Source organism: Arthrobacter sp. UYEF3, assembly GCF_040546245.1.
In the GTDB taxonomy this organism is placed as follows: domain Bacteria; phylum Actinomycetota; class Actinomycetes; order Actinomycetales; family Micrococcaceae; genus Arthrobacter.
Window position 1 is genome coordinate 94,914 of sequence record NZ_JBEPNK010000008.1, and the last position, 22,041, is coordinate 116,954.

The 22,041-nt window shown below is 67.0% G+C and carries 19 protein-coding genes; 12 read left to right on the forward strand and 7 right to left on the reverse strand.

Translation table 11 applies throughout. From position 1 onward, the window contains the following. Positions 1-23: 23 nt before the first annotated feature. Positions 24-1,259 (reverse strand): IS110 family RNA-guided transposase, encoded by a 1,236-nt coding sequence (locus ABIB14_RS08090; RefSeq protein ID WP_354235362.1) that lies wholly within the window; start codon positions 1,257-1,259, stop codon positions 24-26. Positions 1,260-1,639: 380 nt separating this feature from the next. Beyond that, entirely contained in the window at positions 1,640-3,037 is a 1,398-nt protein-coding gene (locus tag ABIB14_RS08095) for an MFS transporter (protein ID WP_354235363.1), read from the reverse strand. A 235-nt stretch (positions 3,038-3,272) separates the two neighbouring features. Between ABIB14_RS08095 and ABIB14_RS08100 the strand changes: the two genes are divergently transcribed. The 8 genes from ABIB14_RS08100 to ABIB14_RS08135 all read left to right on the forward strand — a co-directional run bounded on the left by ABIB14_RS08100 (position 3,273) and on the right by ABIB14_RS08135 (position 13,293). Then, positions 3,273-4,787 carry a fumarylacetoacetate hydrolase family protein gene (locus ABIB14_RS08100; protein WP_354235364.1) on the forward strand — a complete coding sequence of 505 codons (1,515 nt, stop codon included), beginning with the start codon at positions 3,273-3,275 and terminating at the stop codon, positions 4,785-4,787. After that, positions 4,780-5,466 (forward strand): GntR family transcriptional regulator, encoded by a 687-nt coding sequence (locus ABIB14_RS08105; protein ID WP_354235365.1) that lies wholly within the window; start codon positions 4,780-4,782, stop codon positions 5,464-5,466. The genes ABIB14_RS08100 and ABIB14_RS08105 overlap by 8 nt, the downstream gene beginning before the upstream one ends. A gap of 14 nt (positions 5,467-5,480) precedes the next feature. After that, positions 5,481-6,995, forward strand: coding sequence for a 5-carboxymethyl-2-hydroxymuconate semialdehyde dehydrogenase (gene hpaE / locus ABIB14_RS08110; RefSeq protein WP_354235366.1), 1,515 nt, complete (start codon positions 5,481-5,483; stop codon positions 6,993-6,995). Between the two features lie 63 nt (positions 6,996-7,058). Continuing rightward, entirely contained in the window at positions 7,059-8,132 is a 1,074-nt protein-coding gene (gene hpaD, locus ABIB14_RS08115) for a 3,4-dihydroxyphenylacetate 2,3-dioxygenase (RefSeq protein ID WP_354235367.1), read from the forward strand. Between the two features lie 3 nt (positions 8,133-8,135). Next, complete coding sequence (gene hpaH, locus ABIB14_RS08120; RefSeq protein WP_354235368.1) at positions 8,136-8,921, forward strand: 2-oxo-hept-4-ene-1,7-dioate hydratase; 786 nt, start codon at positions 8,136-8,138, stop codon at positions 8,919-8,921. Continuing rightward, a complete protein-coding gene (locus tag ABIB14_RS08125) occupies positions 8,906-9,757 on the forward strand; it encodes an HpcH/HpaI aldolase family protein (RefSeq protein WP_354235369.1) in 852 nt (283 codons plus the stop codon). Before hpaH ends, ABIB14_RS08125 begins: the two co-directional genes overlap by 16 nt. A 31-nt stretch (positions 9,758-9,788) precedes the next feature. Continuing rightward, positions 9,789-11,303, forward strand: a complete 1,515-nt coding sequence (locus ABIB14_RS08130; RefSeq protein ID WP_354235370.1) for an NAD-dependent succinate-semialdehyde dehydrogenase — start codon at positions 9,789-9,791, stop codon at positions 11,301-11,303. A 91-nt stretch (positions 11,304-11,394) separates the two neighbouring features. Then, positions 11,395-13,293 (forward strand): FAD-binding monooxygenase, encoded by a 1,899-nt coding sequence (locus ABIB14_RS08135; RefSeq protein ID WP_354235371.1) that lies wholly within the window; start codon positions 11,395-11,397, stop codon positions 13,291-13,293. A 61-nt stretch (positions 13,294-13,354) separates the two neighbouring features. Here the strand turns inward: ABIB14_RS08135 and ABIB14_RS08140 are convergent, their stop codons facing one another. Both ABIB14_RS08140 and ABIB14_RS08145 read right to left on the reverse strand, forming a co-directional pair. Further along, positions 13,355-13,894, reverse strand: a complete 540-nt coding sequence (locus ABIB14_RS08140) for a hypothetical protein (RefSeq protein ID WP_354235372.1) — start codon at positions 13,892-13,894, stop codon at positions 13,355-13,357. A 126-nt stretch (positions 13,895-14,020) separates the two neighbouring features. Beyond that, on the reverse strand, positions 14,021-14,254 hold the full coding sequence (locus ABIB14_RS08145) for a hypothetical protein (protein WP_354235373.1): 234 nt from the start codon (positions 14,252-14,254) through the stop codon (positions 14,021-14,023). 205 nt (positions 14,255-14,459) lie between these two features. Between ABIB14_RS08145 and ABIB14_RS08150 the strand changes: the two genes are divergently transcribed. From ABIB14_RS08150 to ABIB14_RS08165, 4 genes are all read left to right on the forward strand, one after another. Next, a complete protein-coding gene (locus ABIB14_RS08150; RefSeq protein WP_354235374.1) occupies positions 14,460-15,419 on the forward strand; it encodes a diacylglycerol/lipid kinase family protein in 960 nt (319 codons plus the stop codon). A gap of 167 nt (positions 15,420-15,586) precedes the next feature. Then, positions 15,587-16,639 carry an FUSC family protein gene (locus ABIB14_RS08155; protein WP_354235405.1) on the forward strand — a complete coding sequence of 351 codons (1,053 nt, stop codon included), beginning with the start codon at positions 15,587-15,589 and terminating at the stop codon, positions 16,637-16,639. 108 nt (positions 16,640-16,747) lie between these two features. Next, positions 16,748-17,527 carry an IclR family transcriptional regulator gene (locus ABIB14_RS08160; RefSeq protein WP_354235375.1) on the forward strand — a complete coding sequence of 260 codons (780 nt, stop codon included), beginning with the start codon at positions 16,748-16,750 and terminating at the stop codon, positions 17,525-17,527. 104 nt (positions 17,528-17,631) lie between these two features. Next, positions 17,632-18,822 carry a 4-hydroxybenzoate 3-monooxygenase gene (locus ABIB14_RS08165; RefSeq protein ID WP_354235376.1) on the forward strand — a complete coding sequence of 397 codons (1,191 nt, stop codon included), beginning with the start codon at positions 17,632-17,634 and terminating at the stop codon, positions 18,820-18,822. Positions 18,823-18,851: 29 nt separating this feature from the next. Here ABIB14_RS08165 and ABIB14_RS08170 read toward each other — a convergent pair whose 3' ends face one another. The 3 genes from ABIB14_RS08170 to ABIB14_RS08180 all read right to left on the reverse strand — a co-directional run bounded on the left by ABIB14_RS08170 (position 18,852) and on the right by ABIB14_RS08180 (position 21,969). After that, positions 18,852-20,066, reverse strand: a complete 1,215-nt coding sequence (locus tag ABIB14_RS08170) for an alkaline phosphatase family protein (RefSeq protein WP_354235377.1) — start codon at positions 20,064-20,066, stop codon at positions 18,852-18,854. Between the two features lie 272 nt (positions 20,067-20,338). After that, complete coding sequence (locus ABIB14_RS08175; RefSeq protein ID WP_354235378.1) at positions 20,339-21,004, reverse strand: histidine phosphatase family protein; 666 nt, start codon at positions 21,002-21,004, stop codon at positions 20,339-20,341. Between the two features lie 71 nt (positions 21,005-21,075). Then, positions 21,076-21,969 (reverse strand): endonuclease/exonuclease/phosphatase family protein, encoded by an 894-nt coding sequence (locus ABIB14_RS08180; protein WP_354235379.1) that lies wholly within the window; start codon positions 21,967-21,969, stop codon positions 21,076-21,078. Positions 21,970-22,041 lie beyond the last annotated feature (72 nt).

The following is a 22,041-nucleotide window of genomic DNA, read 5'->3' on the forward strand; positions in this document are numbered from 1 at the left end:
CTAGTACGAAAATAAATGGTGGGTCAGGCTGCTGCTGGAGTGAGAGTGACGTCAAATCCGAGGGATTTGAGCTGTCGGAGGGCCTTGGCTTTGGCTTGTTGCGGGTCCCGTTTGAGGTAATAGTCGGCGCCCGGGTCTTGGTAAACCTCGCCGTTGACGAGCATGTGCCAAGTGGCAGTCAGGATGACGTGCTCGATCGCGACAACAGCCTTGATCGGGCCACGACGGGCAGCGATTCGTTTGTATTTGACGCTGAGGTAAGTATCTTTGCTGCGGGCCGCTGACATGGCAGCGATACCTAGGGCTGCCTTCAAGTGCTTGTTACCGGGCATGGTTTTGGTGGATTTGACCCGCCCGGCGGACTCGTTGGAACCGGGGCAAACGCCGGCCCAGGATGCCAGATGTGCAGCCGTGGGAAAGACTCTCATGTCCGCGCCGGTTTCGGCAATGATCACATCAGCGACCAGAACTGAGACTCCCGGGATTGAGGTCAACGCTTCACGGGCTGGACGAAAGGGTGCCATCACCGTGCCAATGCGCTCAGTGAGCGCATCAATGGCCTTGGTGTGTTGGTCGATTTGGTCCAGATGCAGGCGGACAATGAACGCGTGATGGTCGCTGAACCGTCCGGTGAGGGCCTCAACGAGCTGCGGGATCTTTGGTCTCATCCGGCGCTGGGCGAATTGCGCCAAAACTTGGGGATCGCGCTCTCCTAAAATGAGGGCTTCGAGCATCGCCCTGGAAGAGGCCCCCGTGAGATCACTGACGATGGCCGAAAGCTTGAGGCCGGAGCTCTCAAGGAACTTCTCGAGTCGCTGGATTTCCCTAGTCCGGTCGCCGACGGCGATCGCGCGGGAGCGGGTCAAGTCTCGCAGTTCGCGAATGGGTTCGGGCGGAACGAACGAAGGGCGCAAAAGGCCATGCGCTGCAAGCTGGGCCAGCCATGCTGCGTCTGAAACGTCGGTTTTACGCCCAGGAAGGTTCTTGGCATGCCTGGCGTTGACCAGCATCACCGGCAACGTCGCTTCCAACACGTAGTAAAACGGCTTCCAATAGTCGCTCGTGGCTTCCATCACCACGGTGCTGACGTGCTGCTCTTCAAGAAAGAGCTTTAGGTCCAGGATTTGGTTTGTGGTCGCACCCCAGGTGGTGACCGTGGAGACGTATTCGCCCCGCGCATTGCCGGGAGACCGAACACACACCTTCGCGTCGCGCTTCGAGATATCTATCCCCACAGATCGCTCATGGACGATATCCATTTGATCCGACCTCCCAACGTCATTGAACCGATATGAACGTTCGCTGCGGGAAGGGCAGGGAGAAAATCAGGAATCTAGCACCCGTGCTCTCAGGCAACAATCCACGGTTCCCGTGGAAGCCCTCCACACCACGCTAACTCACAGGCTCAAAACACGGCACCAAGGAGGCATCGGCGTCGACCGCAGCGAACATCACAATCCTTCACCGGCCACCACCACTGCACAAGAACGCGGGAGCTGTGGCCGACCACAAATTTTCAATCCCCACGGCGCGGCAGCGTCCCTGGACCGCTAACTTGCGTCTTTCTAACCTGCGGCGGCGCCGCGGCGGAGGGTAGGGGAGCTACCCTACCCTCCCGCGCGTCGTTGGATGCGGCGTATCAGACCCGGGCGCTGTCCTGGCCGCGGACGGCCGCAGTGCGCTTGTCGAAGACGGTGGCTCCAACTTCCTGCTCTGCCTGGTTGTTGATGCCCAGGTCAATCCCTTTGCGTTCCCGGATCACCAGCACGGCGCCGGTGGAAACCAACGCAACGATCAACAGGTAGATGGAGACGGACGTGGTGGTGCCGGTGGCCTGGACCAGGGCGGTGGCGATGGTCGGGGCGAAGGCTCCGCCGAGGATGGAACCCAGAGCGTAGGAGATGGCCACGCCGGAGAACCGGATGGAGGCCGGGAACAGTTCGCTGTAGAGGGCGGCCTGCGGTCCGTAGGTCAGGCCAAGCCCGACGGTCAGCAAGACGAGGCCAAGGAGCAAGGCCCAGATGTTGCCGGTGTTCACCAGCCAGAACAGCGGGAAGACCGCCGCGATCAGGCTGGCGTAGCCGATGAGGTAGGTCTTCTTACGGCCGATGCTGTCCGCGAGGAACCCGGCAACCAGGGTAAAGATGAGCCAGGAGAAGGCGGAGACTGTCACGGCCAGGAGCACTTCCGTGCGGTCCATGGCCAGGCCCTTGGGATTCGTGGAGTAGTTGAGGACGTAGCCGCCGGTGGTCATGTAGCCGGCAGCGTTGTTGCCCGCGAAGACCAGGGCGGCGATGATGACCAGCAGCCAGTGCTTTTTGAAAAGTTCCACGATCGGGACGCGGGTCTGCTGCTTCTTCTGCACGATTTCTTCGAAGACCGGGCTCTCTTCCACGCTGCGGCGGACGATGAATCCGACGATGATCAGAACGAAGCTGAGCAGGAAGGGGACGCGCCAGCCCCATTCGGCAAAGGCCGCGCCGGGGGAGATCACGCCGGACATCAGGGCCAGGATCCCGGAGGCGAGGATCATGCCTAGGGGGACACCGAGCTGCGGGAAGGAGCCGAAGAGGCCGCGCCTGCCGCGGGGAGCGTGCTCGACCGCCATCAGCACGGCACCGCCCCATTCACCGCCGGCGGAAACGCCCTGCAGGATGCGGAGCGTCAGCAACAGGATGGGGGCGATCACGCCGGCCGTCTCGTAGGTGGGCAGCACGCCGATCAGGGTGGTCGCGGACCCCATGAGGACCAGGGTCAGCACCAGCATGGCGCGGCGTCCCAACCGGTCACCGAAGTGTCCGGCGAGGAAGGCGCCCAGCGGCCGGAACAGGAAGCTGAGGCCGATAGAGGCGAAGGACAGCAGGATGCCGATGTCGTTCCCGGCCGGTTCGAAGAAGAGCTTGGCGAAGACCAGGCCCGCTGCGTTGGCGTAGATGAAGAAGTCGTACCACTCGATGGTGGTGCCGATGATGGTAGCGAACGCTACCCGCCGGTTCTCCTGCGCAGTATTGCGCTGCGGATGCGACAAAGTGCTCATACATTTCCTTCGCTTCTGCCCTGGCACGTCAGCGTGGCCCGGGAAGGGTGGATTTGGGAGTGCGGTCCGTGGTTGTTATACATGAAACCGTATATGATTTATCAGTGTAGCTGTGATGCAAGTCATGTCAAGGCGCGTCCGCGCGGCACTCGCCGAGGGAGCGGAGGGGGCTTGACGGATGCCCGGAAGCTATGCATAATTTCGTATACGATTTTGTACTGGTTGAGGAGAAGCTTTGGAACAGGTCAATGACGCCACGCTGGCCGCGGCCCGCAAGGTCATCGCGGTGCACATTAACTACCCCAGCCGGGCGGCCCAGCGCGGCCGGATCCCCGGACAGCCCTCCTACTTCCTGAAGCCGTCGTCGTCCCTGGTCGTCGGTTCGGCGGCCGCCCCTTCCGCGGTGGAGCGCCCGGCCGGATGCGAACTGCTCGGTTTTGAGGGTGAGATCGCCCTGATCATCGGCAAACCCGCCCGCCGTGTGGCCGTCGAAGACGCCTGGAGCCACGTCCGGTGGGTGACGGCCAGCAACGACCTCGGCGTCTACGACCTCCGCTACGCGGACAAGGGCTCCAACCTCCGCTCCAAGGGCGGCGATGGCTTCACGCCGGTTGGACCGGGCCTCATCGACGCCGACGCCGTCGACCCCGCCGGGCTGCGCGTCCGCACCTGGCACAACAACGAACTCGTCCAGGACGACACCACCGGGGACCTGCTCTTTCCCTTCGCGCGCCTCGTCGCGGACCTGTCCCAGCTGCTCACCCTTGAAGCGGGCGACATCATCCTGACCGGCACCCCGGCCGGCGCCTCCGTCGCCAAGCCGGGCGACGTCGTCGAGGTTGAAGTCAGCACGACGCCGGCCGGCGGCAACGCGGAGCGCACCACGGGCCGGCTGGTCACCCGGGTGCAGGAAGGCACGACGCCGTTCGCGGACTTCGGCGCGCAGCCCAAAACCGATGACCTGCAGCGGGAGGAAGCCTACGGGTCCCGTGAAGCCGCCGGACTCGCGGCGGTGCAGTCCGCCGTCGGGCAGGCCCTGACCCCGGAACTGAAGGCCAAACTGGAAAGCGTGTGCACGGCCACCCTCTCCTCGCAGCTGCGCAAGCGCGGCCTGAACAACGTCAGCATCGACGGCCTGTCCTCCACCCGGCCGGACAAACGCATCGTGGGCCTGGCCCGGACCCTGCGCTACGTGCCCAACCGCGAGGACCTCTTCAAGACCCACGGCGGCGGATTCAACGCCCAGAAACAGGCCATCGACTCCGTCAACGAAGGCGAGATCCTCGTGATGGAAGCCCGCGGTGAAAAGGGCACCGGCACCATCGGCGACATCCTGGCGTTACGCGCCCAGATCCGCGGCGCCGCGGCCATCGTCACCGACGGTGGCGTCCGGGACTTTTCGGCCGTGGCAGCCCTGGACATGCCCACCTACTACTCCAACCCGCACCCCGCAGTCCTGGGACGCCGGCACATCCCGTGGGACACGGACATCACCATCGCCTGCGGCGGCACCACCGTGCAGCCCGGGGACATCATTGTTGCCGACGCCGACGGCATCCTGGTGATCCCGCCGGCCCTCGCCGAGGAGCTCGCCGACGATTCCATCGCCCAGGAGCACGAGGAATCGTTCATCGCCAAAATGGTGGAACAGGGCCACAGCGTTGATGGCCTGTACCCGCTCAACACCGCGTGGCGCGCCAAGTACCAGGACTGGGCGGCCTCCGCGGACACCGGACAGCCCGATGAGTGACACCGCCGTGGCCTCCGCCAGCAAGTCCGAGCGGGCCTACACGGACATCAAGGCCCACATTCTCGAGGGCGACTATTCCCCAGGGTACCGGCTGGTACTCTCCAAGATCGGCGAGGAACTGGGCGTCAGCGCCGTCCCCGTCCGCGAAGCCATCCGCCGGCTCGAAGCCGAGGGCCTGGTGAAGTTTGAGCGGAACGTGGGCGCCACCGTGGCCAGTATCGACCCGCTCCAATACCTCTACGCGATGCAGACCCTCAGCATCGTCGAAGGCGCCGCCACGGCACTCTCCGCACCGTTGATCGAGGCGGCGGATGTGGCCCGGGCAAGGGCTGTGAACGAACAGATGCGGGAATGCCTGGAGCACTTCGACCCGATCCGCTTCACCCGGCTGAACCACGACTTCCACAGCGTCCTGTACGAGCACTGCCCCAACCCGAACATCCTCGAACTCGTCCACGGGGGCTGGAACCGGCTGGCGTCCCTGCGCGCGTCCACGTTCCGCTTCGTCCCCGGACGCGCCCGCGAATCGGTCGACGAGCACGAGGCGCTGCTGCGGCTCATCGAGGCCGGGGCGGAAGCTGACACGATCGAAAAGGCCGCCCGGCTGCACCGAAGCGCCACGGTGGACGCCTACCTGGCACAGACTCCGACCGCTCCCCCTACCGCGTTGCATAAGTAGCAAAGGAAATAACAATGACGTTCACCTCCGAATCCACCCGGACGCACTACGTTCCGCAGGACCTGCCCACCCACATCCAGCACTACATCAACGGCGAATTCGTTGACTCCGTGGGCGGGAAGACCTTCGACGTCCTGGACCCGGTGTCCAACACCAACTACGCCACCGCCGCCGCGGGCCAGAAGGAAGACATCGAGCTGGCCGTCGCCGCCGCCCGTGAAGCGTTCGTCAACGGTCCCTGGCCGAAGATGAAGCCCCGGGAGCGCGCCCGCGTCCTGAACCGGATCGCCGACGCCGTCGAAGCCCAGGAGGCGCGTCTCGCCGAGCTCGAGACCTTCGACACCGGCCTGCCGATCACGCAGGCCAAGGGCCAGGCCCTCCGCGCCGCGGAAAACTTCCGCTTCTTCGCGGACCTGATCGTGGCCCAGTTCGACGACGCCATGAAGGTCCCGGGCGCACAGATCAACTACGTGAACCGCAAGCCGATCGGCGTCGCCGGCCTCATCACGCCGTGGAACACGCCGTTTATGCTTGAGTCCTGGAAGCTCGCTCCCGCGCTGGCCACCGGCAACACGGTGGTGCTTAAGCCGGCCGAATTCACCCCCCTCTCCGCCTCCTTGTGGGCCACCATCTTCAAGGACGCCGGGCTGCCTGACGGCGTCTTCAACCTCGTCAACGGCCTCGGCGAGGAAGCCGGCGACGCCCTCGTCAAACACCCGGACGTTCCGCTGATTTCCTTCACCGGCGAAACCACCACCGGCCAGACGATCTTCCGCAACGCCGCGGCCAACCTCAAGGGCCTGTCCATGGAACTCGGTGGCAAGTCACCGTGCGTCGTGTTCGCCGATGCCGACCTCGACGCCGCGATCGACTCCGCCCTCTTCGGCGTCTTCTCGCTCAACGGGGAACGCTGCACCGCCGGCTCCCGCATCCTGGTGGAGCGCGCCGTGTACGAGGAATTCTGCGAAAAGTACGCCGCCCGCGCCAAGAACATCGTCGTCGGCGACCCGCACGACCCCAAGACCGAGGTCGGTGCTCTGGTCCACCCGGAGCACTACGACAAAGTGGCGTCCTATGTGGAGATCGGCAAGTCCGAAGGCCGGCTGCTGGCGGGCGGCGGCCGCCCGGACCACCTTCCCGAGGGCAACTACATCGCCCCCACGGTCTTCGCCGACGTTGCCCCGGATGCACGGATCTTCCAGGAGGAGATCTTCGGCCCCGTCGTCGCGATCACCCCGTTCGACAACGACGACGAGGCGCTCGCCCTGGCCAACAACACCAGGTACGGGCTCGCCGCCTACATCTGGACGCAGAACCTGACCCGCGCGCACAACTTCTCGCAGAACGTCGAGGCCGGCATGGTGTGGCTCAACAGCCACAACGTCCGTGATCTCCGCACCCCCTTCGGCGGGGTCAAAGCCTCCGGCCTGGGCCACGAAGGCGGCTACCGCTCCATCGACTTCTACACCGACCAGCAGGCCGTGCACATCACCCTCGGCACTGTTCATACCCCTAAATTCGGCGCCTGAGTCCCCAGCCCGCCGGCCGCCGTCGAACTTTCCACTGACCCCTTTCAAAGAAGAGAGAGCACCATGACCAACTTTGTCCCCACCCCCTCCGTTCCCGCACCCGACATCGTCCGCTGCGCCTACATGGAGATTGTCGTCACCGACCTCGCCAAGTCCCGCGAGTTCTACGTTGACCTCCTCGGCCTGCACATCACCGAGGAAGACGAAAACAACATCTACCTGCGCTCCCTCGAGGAGTTCATCCACCACAACCTGGTCCTGCGCAAGGGCCCCGTCGCCGCCGTCGCCGCCTTCGCCTACCGGGTGAAGTCCCCGGCCGAAGTCGACGCCGCCGAGGCGTACTACAAGGAACTGGGTTGCCGCACCGAACGCCGCAAAGAAGGCTTTACCAAGGGCATCGGTGACTCCGTCCGGGTCGAGGACCCGCTGGGCTTCCCGTACGAATTCTTTTACGAAACCGAGCACGTGGAGCGCCTCACCCAGCGCTACGACCTGTACAACGCCGGCGAACTCGTCCGCCTCGACCACTTCAACCAGGTCACCCCGGACGTTCCCCGCGGCCGCCAGTACCTCGAGGACCTGGGCTTCCGGGTCTCCGAGGACATCAAGGACTCCGACGGCGTTACCTACGCGGCCTGGATGCACCGCAAGCAGACCGTGCACGATACCGCCCTGACCGGCGGCGACGGCCCCCGGATGCACCATGTTGCCTTCGCCACGCACGAAAAGCACAACATCATCCAGATCTGCGACAAGATGGGTGCGCTGCGGATCTCGGACCGGATCGAACGAGGTCCAGGCCGCCACGGCGTCTCCAACGCCTTCTACCTCTACATCCTGGACCCGGACGGCCACCGGATCGAGATCTACACCCAGGACTACTACACCGGCGACCCGGACAACCCCACCATCACCTGGGACGTGCATGACAACCAGCGCCGCGACTGGTGGGGCAACCCGGTGGTCCCGTCCTGGTACACGGAGGCCTCCCTGGTCCTGGACCTCGACGGGAATCCCCAGCCGCTGGTTCTCCGCACCGACAACAGCGAGATGGCCGTCACCATCGGAGCTGACGGGTTCGCCTACACCCGCGAGCCCGGCGAGGAACGCGGCTTCAAGCTCGGCGCCCAGGTCTAGGCCATGCTGGACGCGAGAACGATCGAGGAAATCGCGGACGAACTGCTGGAAGCCGGCCGCAGCCGGACCCCGGTGCCCCGCCTGACCGCCCGCTACCCGGGCATGACGGTGGAGGACTCCTATGCGGTCCAGCAGCTGTGGCGCCGCCGCAACGAGGCCGCAGGCCGGAAGCTGGTGGGCCGCAAGATCGGCCTGACCTCCAAGGCGATGCAGGCGGCCACCGGCATCACCGAACCGGACTACGGCGCCATCTTTGATGACATGGTGCTGGAGACGGGCTGCTCGGTGCAATGGGACCGGTACACCCATCCGCGGGTGGAGGTGGAGCTGGCGTTCGTGCTGAAGAAGGACCTTGCCGGGCCCGGCTGCACCATCTTCGACGTGCTCAACGCGACCGACTACGTGGTTCCGGCCCTGGAGATCCTCGACTCCCGGATCGAGATGGAGGGCCGGACCATCGTGGACACCATCGCGGACAACGCCGCGATGGGCGCCATGGTGGTGGGCGGACGCCCGGTGAAGCCTGACGCCGTCGACCTGCGCTGGGTCTCGGCCATCCTCTACAAGAACCAGACCGTGGAGGAAACCGGCGTGGCCGCCGGCGTCCTGGACCACCCGGCCGCCGGCGTCCACTGGCTGGCCAACAAAATCGCCGCCCACGGAGACGCCATGAAAGCCGGAGACATCATCCTGGCCGGCTCCTTCACCCGCCCCATGTGGGTCTCCAAGGGCGACACCGCCCACGCCGATTACGGACCGCTAGGAGTTGTGACATGCCGCTTCGAGTAGAACCCGACTCCACCTTCCGGGAGGCCCTGGCCGGCGCCAGCCGTCCGCTGGCCGGGATGTGGGTCTGTTCCGGCAGCGCTCTGGTGGCCGAACTGTGCGCCGGTTCGGGCCTGGACTGGCTTCTGGTGGACGCCGAGCACAGCCCCAACGGACTCGAATCTATCCTCGCCCAGCTTCAGGCGGTCAACGGCTACCCGGTCCAGGTGCTGGTCCGGCCGCCGGTCAACGACACGGTCGTGATCAAGCAGTACCTGGACATGGGCGTGCAGAACCTGCTGGTGCCCATGGTGAACTCGGCCGCCGAGGCCGAGTCCGCCGTGGCCGCCACCCGCTACCCGCCCCAGGGCGTCCGCGGCGTGGGCTCGGCCCTGGCCCGCGCGGCGCGGTGGAACCGCATCCCGGACTACCTGGCCAGGGCCTCGGAAACGGTTAGCGTGAGCGTCCAGATCGAATCCGAAGCCGCCGTCGCGGTCGTGGAGGACATTCTGGCGGTGGACGGCGTGGACAGCATCTTCCTGGGCCCCTCCGACCTCGCCGCCTCGATGGGACTGCTCGGCCAGCAGGAACACCCCCGGGTGCGGGCCGCCGTCGAACATTGCCTGGCCGCCGCCACGGCGGCCGGCAAGCCCGCCGGCGTGAACGCCTTTAACCCATCCACCGCCCGCGCCTATCTCGCGGCCGGCGCCGGCTTTGTGCTGGTGGGGGCCGACGTCGCCATCCTGGCCCGCAGTTCCGAGGCGCTTGCCGCCGAGTACTGCAACGACAACACTGTGGCCGAAAACAACGCCGCCCAAGACAACGCCGTCGCCAACGGCCGCGCCACCGCCAGCTACTGACCCTTCCGCTGCAACCTCTAAGGACTTATCCATGACTGTTTCAGCCGCCACGGCCCCTGAAATTTCCGCCGCCAGGGAGGCGGCACTGATCGCGTCGGTCCCTGCCGGCCTGCTCATCAACGGACAGTGGCGTGACGCGTCCGACGGCGGCACGTTCGACGTCCACGACCCGGCCACCGGCGAGGTGCTCGCCACCCTCGCCTCCGCCACCAGCGACGATGCCCTGGCCGCCCTCGACGCCGCGGACAAGGCCCAGGCATCCTGGGCCCGGACCGCACCACGCGAACGCGCGGAAATCCTGCGCCGCGCCTTCGACCTGGTGACCGAACGCGCCGAAGACTTCGCCCTGCTGATGACGCTGGAGATGGGCAAGCCGCTGGCCGAAGCCCGCGGCGAAGTCACCTACGGCGCCGAGTTCCTGCGCTGGTTCTCCGAAGAAACGGTGCGCGATTACGGCCGCTACCTCAGCACTCCGGAGGGCAAGAACAAGATCCTGGTGCAGCACAAGCCGGTGGGCCCGTGCCTGCTCATCACGCCCTGGAACTTCCCGCTCGCCATGGCCACCCGCAAGGTGGCCCCCGCCATCGCCGCGGGCTGCACCATGGTCCTCAAACCGGCCAAGCTCACGCCGCTGACCGCCCAGTTCTTCGCCCAGACCATGCTCGACGCCGGCCTTCCCGCGGGCGTCCTCAACGTCGTGGCCTCTTCCAGCGCGGCCGGCATCTCCGGCCCGCTGCTCGCCGATCCGCGGCTGCGGAAGGTCTCCTTCACCGGCTCCACCGCCGTGGGCAAGCGGCTCATGGCCGACGCCGCCCAGAACGTCCTGCGCACCTCGATGGAACTGGGCGGCAATGCACCGTTCATCGTCTTCGAGGACGCGGACCTGGACAAGGCCGTGGAAGGTGCCATGGCCGCCAAAATGCGCAACATGGGCGAGGCCTGCACCGCCGCCAACCGCTTCCTGGTCCAGGAATCCGTGGCCGCCGAGTTCACGGCCAAGTTCGCCGCGGCCATGACGGCCCTCAGCGTGGGCCGGGGAACCGACCCGGCCGCGAAGGTGGGGCCCCTCATCGACGCCGGCGCCCGCGACGACGTCCATGCGCTGGTGATCGCCGCCGTCGACGCCGGTGCTACGGCCGTCACCGGCGGCGCGCCGGCCGAGGGCGCCGGCTACTTCTACCCGCCCACCGTGCTGGCCGACGTGCCCAACGACGCCACGATCCTCCGCCAGGAGATCTTCGGCCCGGTGGCGCCGGTCACGACGTTCGGCACCGAAGCGGACGCCATCCGGCTCGCCAACGCCAGCGAATACGGCCTGGCCTCCTACGTCTACAGCCGCGACTTCAACCGGCTGCTGCGCGTCGCCGAACAAATCGAATTCGGCATGGTCGGCTTCAACGCCGGTGTCATCTCCAACGCCGCCGCCCCCTTCGGCGGCGTCAAGCACTCCGGCCTCGGCCGCGAAGGCGGCTCCGAAGGCATCGCGGAATACACCACCACGCAGTACATCGGCATCGCCGATCCCTGGGCCGACCAGGTCAACTAGCACCGCAAAAGTGCCCGGCAGCGGAACGTCACGTCCCACTGCCGGATTCACCCATCAGGCATTGTGCCGCACAAAGAAGTGAGGAAAACCCGTGCATTTCCACCACCACGGTTACGTATCCGGTGACCCCCGAGTCCAGCCGGCCGCCGGCGTCGGCATTGACCGGCCCACCCAACTTCCCGACGAGGTAGATGTGCTCATTGTGGGCACCGGGCCCGCGGGAGTCCTGACAGCGGCGCAGCTGTCCCAGTTCCCCGGCGTCACGACGCGGATCGTAGAGCGCCGCGGCGGCCGGCTCGCCATCGGCCAGGCCGACGGTATCCAGGCCCGCAGCGTGGAAACCTTCCAGGCCTTCGGTTTCGCCGAGCGGATCACCGCTGAGGCGTACCGCATCACCGAGATGGCGTTCTGGAAGCCGGACCCCGCCGACCCCTCCCGCATTGTCCGCGCCGCACGTGCCGTGGACGACACAACGGGCATCAGCGAGTTTCCGCACCTGATCGTCAACCAGGCCCGCGTACTGGACTACTTCGGCGAGTTCATGGCCAACGCGCCCACCCGCATGTCGCCGGACTACGGCTACGAGTTCCGCGGTCTGGAGGTGGGCGAGGGTGAGTACCCGGTCAGCGTGACGCTCGTGCACACGTCCGGCCCCGACGAGGGCCGGGAGCGCCTGGTCCGGGCCAAGTACGTGGTGGGAGCCGACGGCGCCCGGAGCAAGGTCCGGGAGTCGATCGGTTGCACTCTGGCCGGCGACCAGGCCAACCACGCGTGGGGTGTCATGGACGTGCTCGCCAACACGGACTTCCCCGACATCCGCACCAAGTGCGCGATCACCTCGGGCACGGGCGGCAGCATCCTGCTGATTCCGCGCGAAGGCGGCCACCTCTTCCGCATGTACGTCGACCTCGGCGTCGTCCCGGAGGGCCACGCCGGCGCGGTGCGCAGCACCAGCATCGAGCAGATCATCACCAAGGCCAACGACATCATCCACCCCTACACCCTCGACGTGCGCAACGTGGCCTGGCACAGCGTGTACGAGGTCGGGCACCGCCTCACCGACCGGTTCGACGACGTCCTCCCGGACCAGCTGGGCACCCGCACGCCGCGGGTGTTCATCACCGGCGACGCCTGCCACACCCACAGCGCGAAGGCGGGCCAGGGCATGAACGTCTCCATGCAGGACGGCTTCAACCTGGGCTGGAAGCTCGGTCACGTGCTGGAGGGCCGCAGCCCCGAGAGCCTGCTGTCCACCTACTCGGCCGAGCGCCAGGTCGTCGCGAAGAACCTCATCGACTTCGACAAGGAATGGTCGGCGCTCATGGCGAAGAAGCCCGAGGAGTTCGCCAGCCCGTCCGAACTCGAGGACTTCTACGTCAACACGGCCGAGTTCCCTGCCGGCTTCATGACCCAGTACGCCCCGTCGATGCTCATCGGCGAGCCGGTCCACCAGGGGCTGGCCGCCGGATTCCCCATCGGCAAGCGCTTCAAGTCCGCGTCCGTCGTGCGGGTCTGCGACACCAACCCGCTGCAACTCGGTCATCAGGCCAAGGCAGACGGACGGTGGCGGATCTACGTTTTCGCGGACCGGGCAACACCAGGCGCCCCGTCGCCGGCCACTGATCTGGCCGCGTGGCTGGAGAACGCACCGGACTCCCCGCTCGCGGCCACCCCCGACGGCGCGGACCGCGACGCGTGGTTCGACGTCAAGGTCATCTACCAGCAGGACCACACGAACGTCGACATCGGTGCGGTGCCGGCGGCCTTCAAGCCGAAGGTGGGGCCGTTCCAGCTCACCTACCTCGAAAAGGTCTACGCCACGGATCCGCAGGCGGACGTCTTCGAGCTGCGTGGCCTGGACCGCGGCGGCGTCGTCGTGGTGGTCCGGCCGGACCAGTACGTGGCCAACGTGCTGCCCCTGACGGCGACGGCGGAACTCGGCGCATTCTTCGCAGCCCTCCTGCCCGCCGGGGGCCAACGGACGGTGTAGCGATGGACGACGGCAGGCCGGGAACGCCGTCGCCCTCGGGCCGCGCTCTAAGGGGCGCGGTCTAGCCGCGGCGGGCCCGGCCCGCCGGCCGCAGGCTGACGAAGCAGCCCAGAGCGCCAAACAGCAGCGCCATCAGGAGCGCTCCTGTGAAGTCAGTGGTCAGGTGCAGCCAGATGCCGCCCAAAAAAGACAGCAGCACGGTAGCCGCCGTCACCGCGACCACCACGCGGGCCCCGCGCCGCGACATGCTGCCGCTCGCCATGCTGCCGCTCGCCATGCTGCCGGCGAGATACAGCCGCGCGGCACCGGCGGCCGTCAAGAACGCCACGATGGAAGTCATCCACCCCAACTTCCACAGGATCATCCAGAGCCCGACGCCGACCGGGATCACGGCAACGGCGAAAAGCGTTCCCCGCATGGTGTTTTCGGGGGAGCCCATCCGGGTCCTGGGCAGAGGCAGTACGGGCAGGAGTGCCTGACGGTGTTCTGAAGAATCCGGCCAGGGCACCCCGTCCGGCCAGCGCTGGCTGTAATACGGCTCGGCCATACCGAAGGACTCGGGATTTTTAGTGGCGTCGAATTCAGCGCGCTCTGTCATCATTCCCCCAAATGAGATGAGTGTTCCGGCCAGTTATGTGCCGGTAGCCCCCTCAGTCTGGCATAGGACGACAGAAAATTGAGGATGTCCGCGGCACTATTTCAGTGCAGCTTCACCTAGGTCCGGGCGTCAGTGACCGGAGTCCGTCGGCGTCGATATCGTGATGGTAACCCCGCCGCCGTCGTCGATGATCCTCAGCTGGAGCGGTCTGTCCACGAGGCTGGCGTGCCTGTTTTCGCTGTCCTCCGGGGCGAGTTGCTCCGCCAGCCGGGTGAGGGCCAGTGCCATGGCCCGGCCCCAGTCGTGCGGATCCCTGCTGGATGCTTCAGCGTCGGCTGAGTAGTTTTCCTCTGGTCCGGTCATATGGTTTTGCCTTCCCGCCTGGAACGCGGCCGCCCCGGTCGATCCGAAGTGGCCTCCGGCCGGGCCGGTACGCAACAGTTCCTCAACATGGCCAGTGTAGTGACCGTCCGGACGGCGCGTCCATGATCGGGCCCCGCCGCGCGAACTATCACCCCCACCCCGATAGGATTTCCAGCGGGAACCACCCACGTGTACGAAGGACGCCATGCCACAGACCAATGCCGCGCAGGACAATCCGCTCCAGCACAAGCGCGCCGCCGTGATCATCAACCCGATGAAATCCTCCGGCCAGGATTTCAAGGCCGCGTTTTTCCGGCTCTGCGAAACAGGCGGCTGGGCTGAGCCGCTCTGGCTTGAGACCACCGCCGAGGACCCCGGCCCGGGACAGGCGGGCGAAGCGCTTGAGGCGGACGTCGACGTCGTAATTGCCGCCGGCGGGGACGGCACCGTCCGCTGCGTGGCGGAGGTCCTCGCGGGCACCGGGAAGCCGATGGGCCTCGTCCCGTTGGGCACCGGGAACCTGTTGGCACGTAACCTCGGCATCGACATCACCGACCCCGTGGCCGCCAGTTATGACGTCCTGAACGGCGCGGACATCAAGGTGGACGTAGTCAGGGCAAGCCTGGACCACGCCGAGGAGGAACACCTTTTCCTGGTCATGGCCGGCCTCGGCTACGACGCGGCGATCATGGCGAATACTGTGGACGAGCTCAAGGACCGCGTGGGCTGGCTAGCCTACGTGGAGGCCGGCATCCGGCACCTGCCCGGCAAGCCGGTGAAGGCGCAGATCAGCATCGACGGGCAGGACCCGGTCCGGCGGCGGGTCCGTAGCGTGATGGTGGGCAACTGCGGCCAGATCACCGGAGGCGTGGAAGTCTTCCCGGACGCCAAGCTCGATGACAACATTCTGGATGTCCTCATCCTGGCCCCGGTGGGCAAGCTTGGCTGGTTCAGCGTGCTCGCCGGCATGTTCGGCCGGAAGAAGGGCAGGAACGGGACAAACAAGTCGGTCGAATACTTCGCCGGGAAGTCCGCTGAAATCAGCCTCGACCACGAGCAGGAGTTCCAGCTCGACGGCGATCACCTTGGCAAGGCCAAACACCTCAGCGTGGCGGTGGGGCAGCAGGCGCTGACCATCAGGATGACGAAACAGGTTCAGCGCTAGGGGCTACTGGTTCCGCCGGGCCCGCTACGTCCGTTGAACGGAATATTCTCCGGTCACGGCGCGGTTCCGGCGTAAGATTCAGCTGGATGCCAGCGCCGCCGTCGTTCCCAACCGATTGCAAAGGAAGTCCCATACCAGCTGTGAAGCCCGCGAACTTGCTTGCTGAGATGTTCAGCATCGCCCCAGCCAACAAGGACCACCAGGTCGCCGTCCGCTGCGCCGGCGGCGTCTTTGTGCCGCTGATCGCGCTGGTGCTGCTGGGCCGGCTGGATCTGGCCATCTTTGCGTCGTTCGGGGCCTTCGCCGGTATATACGGGCGGAACGAACCCCACGGCCGGCGGTTCGTCCTGCAACTGCGCGCCGGCACGCTGATGCTAGCCGTGATCCTGCTCAGCGCCCTGACTGCCCGTGTCGGAACGGCCCTCGCACTCCCGCCGTCGGACCGTACCTGGCTGCTGGTCCTCGCGACCACCGCGGTGGCCGGTGGCTGCTCGCTGATTGTCGCCTGGTGGCGGCTCCGCCCGGCGGGATCGCTGTTTCACATCTTCGCCTTCGCGGCCATCGCCTCCATCCCCAGCCAGCCGCCGCTTTGGCAGGGAATGCTGGTAGCGGTCCTGACGGTCCTGCTCTCGCTCGTGATTGGCATGTCCTCGCGGGTGGTCCGGAGCCGCCGCCAGCCATGGACCTGGCCGCGGCGGGTCCGGCTGACCGCCGTGGAACGCCGGGTCGCCCGGCTGGAAGCGGTGGGCTACCTCGTGGCGGCGGGTCTGGCCGGCACCCTCGCCACCCTGGCCGGACAGTGGCTCGGCTTCGGCCACAACTACTGGGCCATGGTGGCCGCCGTTGTGCCGCTCGTGGGGCACAGCACCCGGCACCGCATTAGCCGCGGAGTGCAACGCATCATCGGGACCGTGGTGGGACTAGGCCTGCTCGCGGCGATCCTGTTGCTGCAGCCTGCCCCTTGGCAGACCGTGCTGGTGATTGCCGCCTGCCAGTTCGGCGCCGAAATGTTCATCGCCCGCCAGTACGTGCTGGCCCAGATCTTCGTCACCCCGCTGGCGCTGATCTCCACGCTCCTGGCGGCTCCGGTGCCGGCGGGAACCCTGCTCCGGGACCGGTTTTTGGAAACCGTCATCGGCGCCGCCGTCGGCGTCGCCGTCGTGCTGGCCCCGACCGTCTGGCGCCGCCTGCACGCCCGTCCGGCCGCAGCGGCCCGCTAGCTCGCATTTGTTGCCGTTTTGACGACTCAAAGGCACACCAAGTGCGAGTTGCTTTGGGTCGGTGAAAGACTTGTTCCGTGCAAACAACTGTTCACTCAAGCGGGACGTGTGGCTAACTCCGGGTCGGGGGACTCCGTCGTGGACCGCGTGGTGCGCCTTATCGAGGCTTTCCCCGAGGGCTCCGCGGCCCTGCAGCTTTCCGACCTAGCGGACCGTGCAGGCCTGCCGCTGAGCACCGCCCACAGGCTGGTCCGGCAACTGGCCGGGCACGGACTCGTGGAGCTGGGCGGCGGCGGCTCGGTCCGGCTGGGGATGCGGCTGTGGGAACTGGTAAACCGGAATTCTCCGACGCTGGCCCTGCGGCAGGCCGCGATGCCGCTGATGGAGGACATCCAACAGGTGCTTAACCAGAACGTGAACCTGGCCGTGCTGGACGGCTGGGAAGCATTGTTCGTGGAGCGGCTGTCCCGCCGCGGCTCGGTGGCGAACCGGGCTAAAATCGCCGGCCGGATGCCCGTGCACTCGTCCTCTGCCGGGCTCGCCTTGATGGCCCACCAGTCGGCCGCTGTCCAGGCGGCGTACCTGCGCCAGTTCGCCGATCCGGCCGGACAGGTGTCCGCCGGGGACCTCCGCGGGCTGCTGGCAGCGACGGCCGGCCAGGGCTATGCCGAGCTGGCCGGGGTCGTGGACCCGGATACCTGGGGTATCGCGGTTCCGGTCCGGGACGCCCGAAAGCGGACCGTCGCAGCGCTCGGCGTCGTGGTTCCGCTGCGTGAAATGCGGCTGCAGGCACTGGTGCCGGCGCTGCAAACCGCAGCACGGGGCATCGGGCGCAGGCTCGGGGATACAGGCGGGGCCAGTGGGTTCCGTTCAATGGAAGACGTGTAACGCGGGTGGCCGCTCCGCGCGCACACTGTTAGCCGGAAGACCCATCCGGTCCTGACACGCGCACCAGTGCGCGGTTCGGGGCCCCGCAACGAAGCGAGGACACCATGGCAGCCCGAAAAGTCATCAGCACCCAGGTGGCGATCGTGGGCGGCGGCCCGGCCGGGCTCATGCTCTCCCACCTGCTGGCCAAGGAGGGCATCGAATCCACGGTGATCGAGCTGCGCAGCCAGCAGGAAATCTCGGAAACCGTGCGGGCTGGCATCCTCGAACACGGCACGGTCGACCTCCTCGTGGACAGCGACGTCTCCGACCGCGTGCTGCGCGACGGCGACCGCCACGACGGGATCGAGCTGCGGTTCAACGGCGAGAGCCACCGCATCGACTTCCAGGACCTGGTGGGCGAATCGGTGTGGCTCTATCCGCAGACCGACGTCTTCATGGACCTCGCCGCCCGCCGGGAAGCTGACGGCGGCGACATCCGGTACAGCGTCACGGACACCAGCATCCACGGCATCGAAGACTCGCCGACGGTGTGGTTCACGGACGCCGACGGGGCCGAGTTCGAACTCCGGGCCGACTTCATCGCCGGCGCGGACGGCTCGCGCGGCCACTCCCGCCTGCAGATTCCGGAGGCCGACCGCAAGTGGTACTTCCACGAGTACCCCTTCGCCTGGTTCGGCATCCTGGCCGAGGCGCCCCGCAGCTCAGATGAGCTGATCTACGCCAACTCGGAGAACGGCTTCGCGCTGATCAGCCAGCGGACCGCAACCGTGCAGCGGATGTACTTCCAGTGCGACCCCGGCGAGGACGTCGCGAACTGGAGCGACGACCGGATCTGGGAGGCGTTCCGCCGCCGCGTAAACGGCAACGGCTTTGAGCTCAAGGAGGGCCCGGTCATCGATAAGACGGTCCTGAAGTTCCGCAGCTTCGTGCACGCCCCGATGCGGCACGGCAAACTGTTCCTGGCCGGGGACGCCGCGCACACCGTCCCGCCTACCGGAGCCAAGGGCCTGAACCTTGCCATCCACGACGTGCGGGTCCTCTTCGAAGGCCTGGACAGCTTCTACAAAACGCGCTCCGCAAAGCTCCTCGACCTGTACAGCGACCGCGCCCTGGACCGGGTCTGGAAGGCGCAGCACTTCTCCTACTGGATGACATCCATGCTGCACACCTCGGCCGGCGCCGACGACTTCGCCCGCGCCCGCCAGCTGGGGGAGCTCAACTCCGTGGTCTCGTCCCGGCACGGCCGCGCCTACCTCGCGGAGGCCTACACCGGTTGGCCCGCCGCCGGCTGAGCCCCGGCCGGGCAGGACCCCGCGCATCTTCACCCCGCGTTGAACACATCCTTGCCGAAGCTCCGCTGCCCCGGGGCCCCGGCGAGGCCGAGCCGGGGCAGCGAGAAGGTGTCCTCGATGCTGGCCAGCAGGCTGAAGTGGTTGTACTGCGTGTCCGACGCCGTGCCGCCCCGGGTAAAGGGCGAGAGCACGAGGGCGCCGACCCTGCCGCCGGCGGCGCCGCCGGGAATTCCGGCGGATCCGGTCGTCTGGCCGTCGGCCTCGTCGAAGGTGATGACCAGCATCCCGTCCTTCCTGAACGCCGGGGACCCGAGGATGGCCGGCGCGTGCTCTTGGAGCCAGCTGTCGCTGGCGGCGAGGCCGCCCGGGCTGCCGTCGACGCAGGGGCTGTCGTGACCGTCATTGCAGAGATTGGGCGAGATGTAGGACAGGTTGGGCGTCGTGTCAACGGACTTCAAATCCCGGGCCAGAGCCGTGAAGTTCACGACGTTGCGCTGGCAGTCCGGCGAGGAGGTGATCGCGGCAAAGTAGACGAAGGGGTTGTGCCGGGTGGCGTACTGGTCGCCCTCCGTTGCCTTCTGGTGATCGTCCCTGGCACCGGTTTCGGGGTGCTGGCAGGGGGCCCGCAGGTCCTCCATATAACCCTTCCAGGTCTTGCCGGCGGAGGTGAGTTGGCCGGCGACGGTGGGAACCGAGGCCGGATAGATGCAGCCGGTGCCCTCGGCCTGGCCCAGGGCGGCGGTTCCGGTCTGGGTGAACGGAGCGTAGATCCGGCAGTCGTCGCGGGTCATCGCGTTGGAGGCCTGCCCCGAGATCTGGGCCAGGTAGTTGGGGCTGGAGTTGTGGTCGGTGGCGTAGAACTCGGAGAGCAGCACACCCTGGCCGCGCAGGGTCCTTGAGAGGTACGGTGCCTCGGAGCCCGCGCCCCAGACCTTGTCATAGTCCTTGTTCTCGAGGTTGATCACGAAGATATGGCCGGGTTTCCCGGCCGCCTGGGGGCTGCCGGCAGAGGACGACGACGGCGGTTGCCGTGACGACGGCGGTTGCGGTGACGACGGCGGTTGCGGTGACGACGGCGGCGGCGCGGGGGCCGCCGTCGTGGTCCCCGGCGCGCTGGTGCCCGCGGGACTGGGAGGGGCCGGCGTGCAGGCCGCGGCGGTGGCGATGAGGGCGGCGGCAAGGAGAAAGCCCGGAATCCGGCGTGCGGCGTTCCGGCCCGGGATGTTGGTGTGGTTCCGGCTCATGCGTAGCGGCTTTCTCTCGACGCGTTGGTCCGTACCTCCAGCAAAGCCCATTGCAGTCGCTAGCGACAGGGGCTAGCGGGTTTTCATTGCGAGTTCACACCATCGCCGTGTGCCCAGCAGTGCGCGAGTCGATCGTGTTCGCGTAGCAGGAGGAGTGCTCCCTTCCGGCGTAGGGGCCGAAGTTGGGCACGGACGTGAAGCCCTTTCGACGGTTCCGCGCCCCCTCGACGTTCGTAACCGACCTGCCGGCGCGGAACCGTCGAAACGGCGGGTCAGGCGGGACGGCCGGTGGGATCTTCGGCCGTCGGGTCGGCCAGGGCGAGACCGCTAAGAGGGCTGTCATCCCAGTGGAGGAGGCGCCAGCCGGCGTCGGGATCACCTTCCAGGGCCACGATGCCGGTGTTGGCGAGCACATGCCGCGCCGCGAACTCCGCGTCGACGTTGGCGGCGCGCAGGCCGGTCCAGACCCGGATCGCAGCGCCGTGGCTGACCACGGCAACCGTGGAGTCATCCCGGCCGGTGGCGGCGGCGATCCTGACGATCGAGTCGTCGTAGCGGTCGAAGAACTCGTGCCCGTTGGGGCCCGAAGGCATCCGTCGGTCCAGTTCGCCCGCTGCCCACGCGAACACCGTGCCCAGGTAACGAAGGTGGGATTCATGGTCGGTGAGCTTTTCAAGCGCCCCGGCTTCGATCTCCCGCAGCCCCGCCAGCACTTCAATGTCCAGCCCGCGGCTGCCGGCAAGCGGGGCGGCTGTGAGCTGGGTACGGACCAACGTGGACGCGTAAAGCAGTTCGATTCGCTCGTCCGCCAGCGAGCGGCTCAGGGCGTCGGCCTGCCGTTCGCCGAGCGCGGTCAGGCCCGGTCCCGGATGGGCGGTGTCCAGTTGGCCGAGGACATTGCCCGGGGTCTGGCCGTGTCGGATCAGCAGAAGCTTCATGGCAGTGATTTTACCGGCCGCGGCCGGTCAGCGCGGGGTCCCGGCAAGGACCAGCCGGCAAGGACTGCCGGTCATGGGATCCTGACTGTGGCCTGGATCGGTGCGTGGTCGCTGGGGTAACGGTCGGCCAGCCGGAAAGTGTTAACAGCGGCCTCAGCTACCTGAATGTCCGGCGTTACGGCGATCCAGTCGATGCGGCGTTCGCCGATCACCGGATCCTTGTAGTTGGGAAACGTCCCGTATTCCGGGGTCAGCCGCTGTTTGGCCGCCGTCCAGGAGTCCCTGAAGGCGCCGCTGCCCACCAGGGTTTTGTACGCCCCGGAGGCTCCGGCGTCGGCATTGAAGTCACCCATCAGGACGGTCGGCAGGCCCGGCTCGAAGCTCGCCGCGTGCTCGATGATGGCCTCGGCACTGCGCAGCTGGGCGTTTTCGGACTCGTGGTCGAAGTGGGTGTTGAGCACCATCAGCTCACTTCCGGTGCCATTGTCTTCGAACCGGCCCCAGGTCGCGATCCGGGTGACGTCGTTGCCCCATGTCGCCGAGCCGACGACGGTGGGCGTATCCGAGAGCCAGAACTGGTCCCACATCCGCAGGCGCAGGCGGCGGGAGTCGTAGAAGATGCAGGAGTGCTCGCCCCGGCTGCCGCCCTCGCGGCCGTGGCCGATCATCCGGTAGTGCAGGGGGAGCGCCTCGCCGATGACGGCCAGTTGGTGTTCGAGGCCTTCCTGGATGCCCAGGACGTCGGGAAGTTCCTCGGCTAGGACGGCCTGGAGTGCCGGGGCGCGCTCGGGCCAGTAGTCCGCCTGCCCGGGCAGGGTCTCCGCAATGTCACAGCGGATGTTGAAGCTCATCAGGCTCAACGCCGCCGCGTCGGCGGCCGCCGCTGATGCTGAAGGGGAGGCTAGACCGGCCGGGTGGGGGCGGGTTAGAACGGTCCGCGGCGTCGACGCAGTGTCGCTCGGCAAGGGGTCTCCTCGTGTCGGTAACAGCCCCAGTCTCCACCGATGAGCTGACCAGTCGTCGACGGCCGCGTAAAC

Coding starts and splice junctions, on each gene's coding strand:
- ABIB14_RS08090 (WP_354235362.1), bottom strand. CDS start 1,259: ATGGATATCGTCCATGAGCGATCTGTGGGGATAGATATCTCGAAGCGC.
- ABIB14_RS08095 (WP_354235363.1), bottom strand. CDS start 3,037: ATGAGCACTTTGTCGCATCCGCAGCGCAATACTGCGCAGGAGAACCGG.
- ABIB14_RS08105 (WP_354235365.1), top strand. CDS start 4,780: ATGAGTGACACCGCCGTGGCCTCCGCCAGCAAGTCCGAGCGGGCCTAC.
- hpaE (WP_354235366.1), top strand. CDS start 5,481: ATGACGTTCACCTCCGAATCCACCCGGACGCACTACGTTCCGCAGGAC.
- hpaD (WP_354235367.1), top strand. CDS start 7,059: ATGACCAACTTTGTCCCCACCCCCTCCGTTCCCGCACCCGACATCGTC.
- hpaH (WP_354235368.1), top strand. CDS start 8,136: ATGCTGGACGCGAGAACGATCGAGGAAATCGCGGACGAACTGCTGGAA.
- ABIB14_RS08125 (WP_354235369.1), top strand. CDS start 8,906: ATGCCGCTTCGAGTAGAACCCGACTCCACCTTCCGGGAGGCCCTGGCC.
- ABIB14_RS08130 (WP_354235370.1), top strand. CDS start 9,789: ATGACTGTTTCAGCCGCCACGGCCCCTGAAATTTCCGCCGCCAGGGAG.
- ABIB14_RS08140 (WP_354235372.1), bottom strand. CDS start 13,894: ATGATGACAGAGCGCGCTGAATTCGACGCCACTAAAAATCCCGAGTCC.
- ABIB14_RS08145 (WP_354235373.1), bottom strand. CDS start 14,254: ATGACCGGACCAGAGGAAAACTACTCAGCCGACGCTGAAGCATCCAGC.
- ABIB14_RS08150 (WP_354235374.1), top strand. CDS start 14,460: ATGCCACAGACCAATGCCGCGCAGGACAATCCGCTCCAGCACAAGCGC.
- ABIB14_RS08155 (WP_354235405.1), top strand. CDS start 15,587: ATGTTCAGCATCGCCCCAGCCAACAAGGACCACCAGGTCGCCGTCCGC.
- ABIB14_RS08165 (WP_354235376.1), top strand. CDS start 17,632: ATGGCAGCCCGAAAAGTCATCAGCACCCAGGTGGCGATCGTGGGCGGC.
- ABIB14_RS08170 (WP_354235377.1), bottom strand. CDS start 20,066: ATGAGCCGGAACCACACCAACATCCCGGGCCGGAACGCCGCACGCCGG.
- ABIB14_RS08175 (WP_354235378.1), bottom strand. CDS start 21,004: ATGAAGCTTCTGCTGATCCGACACGGCCAGACCCCGGGCAATGTCCTC.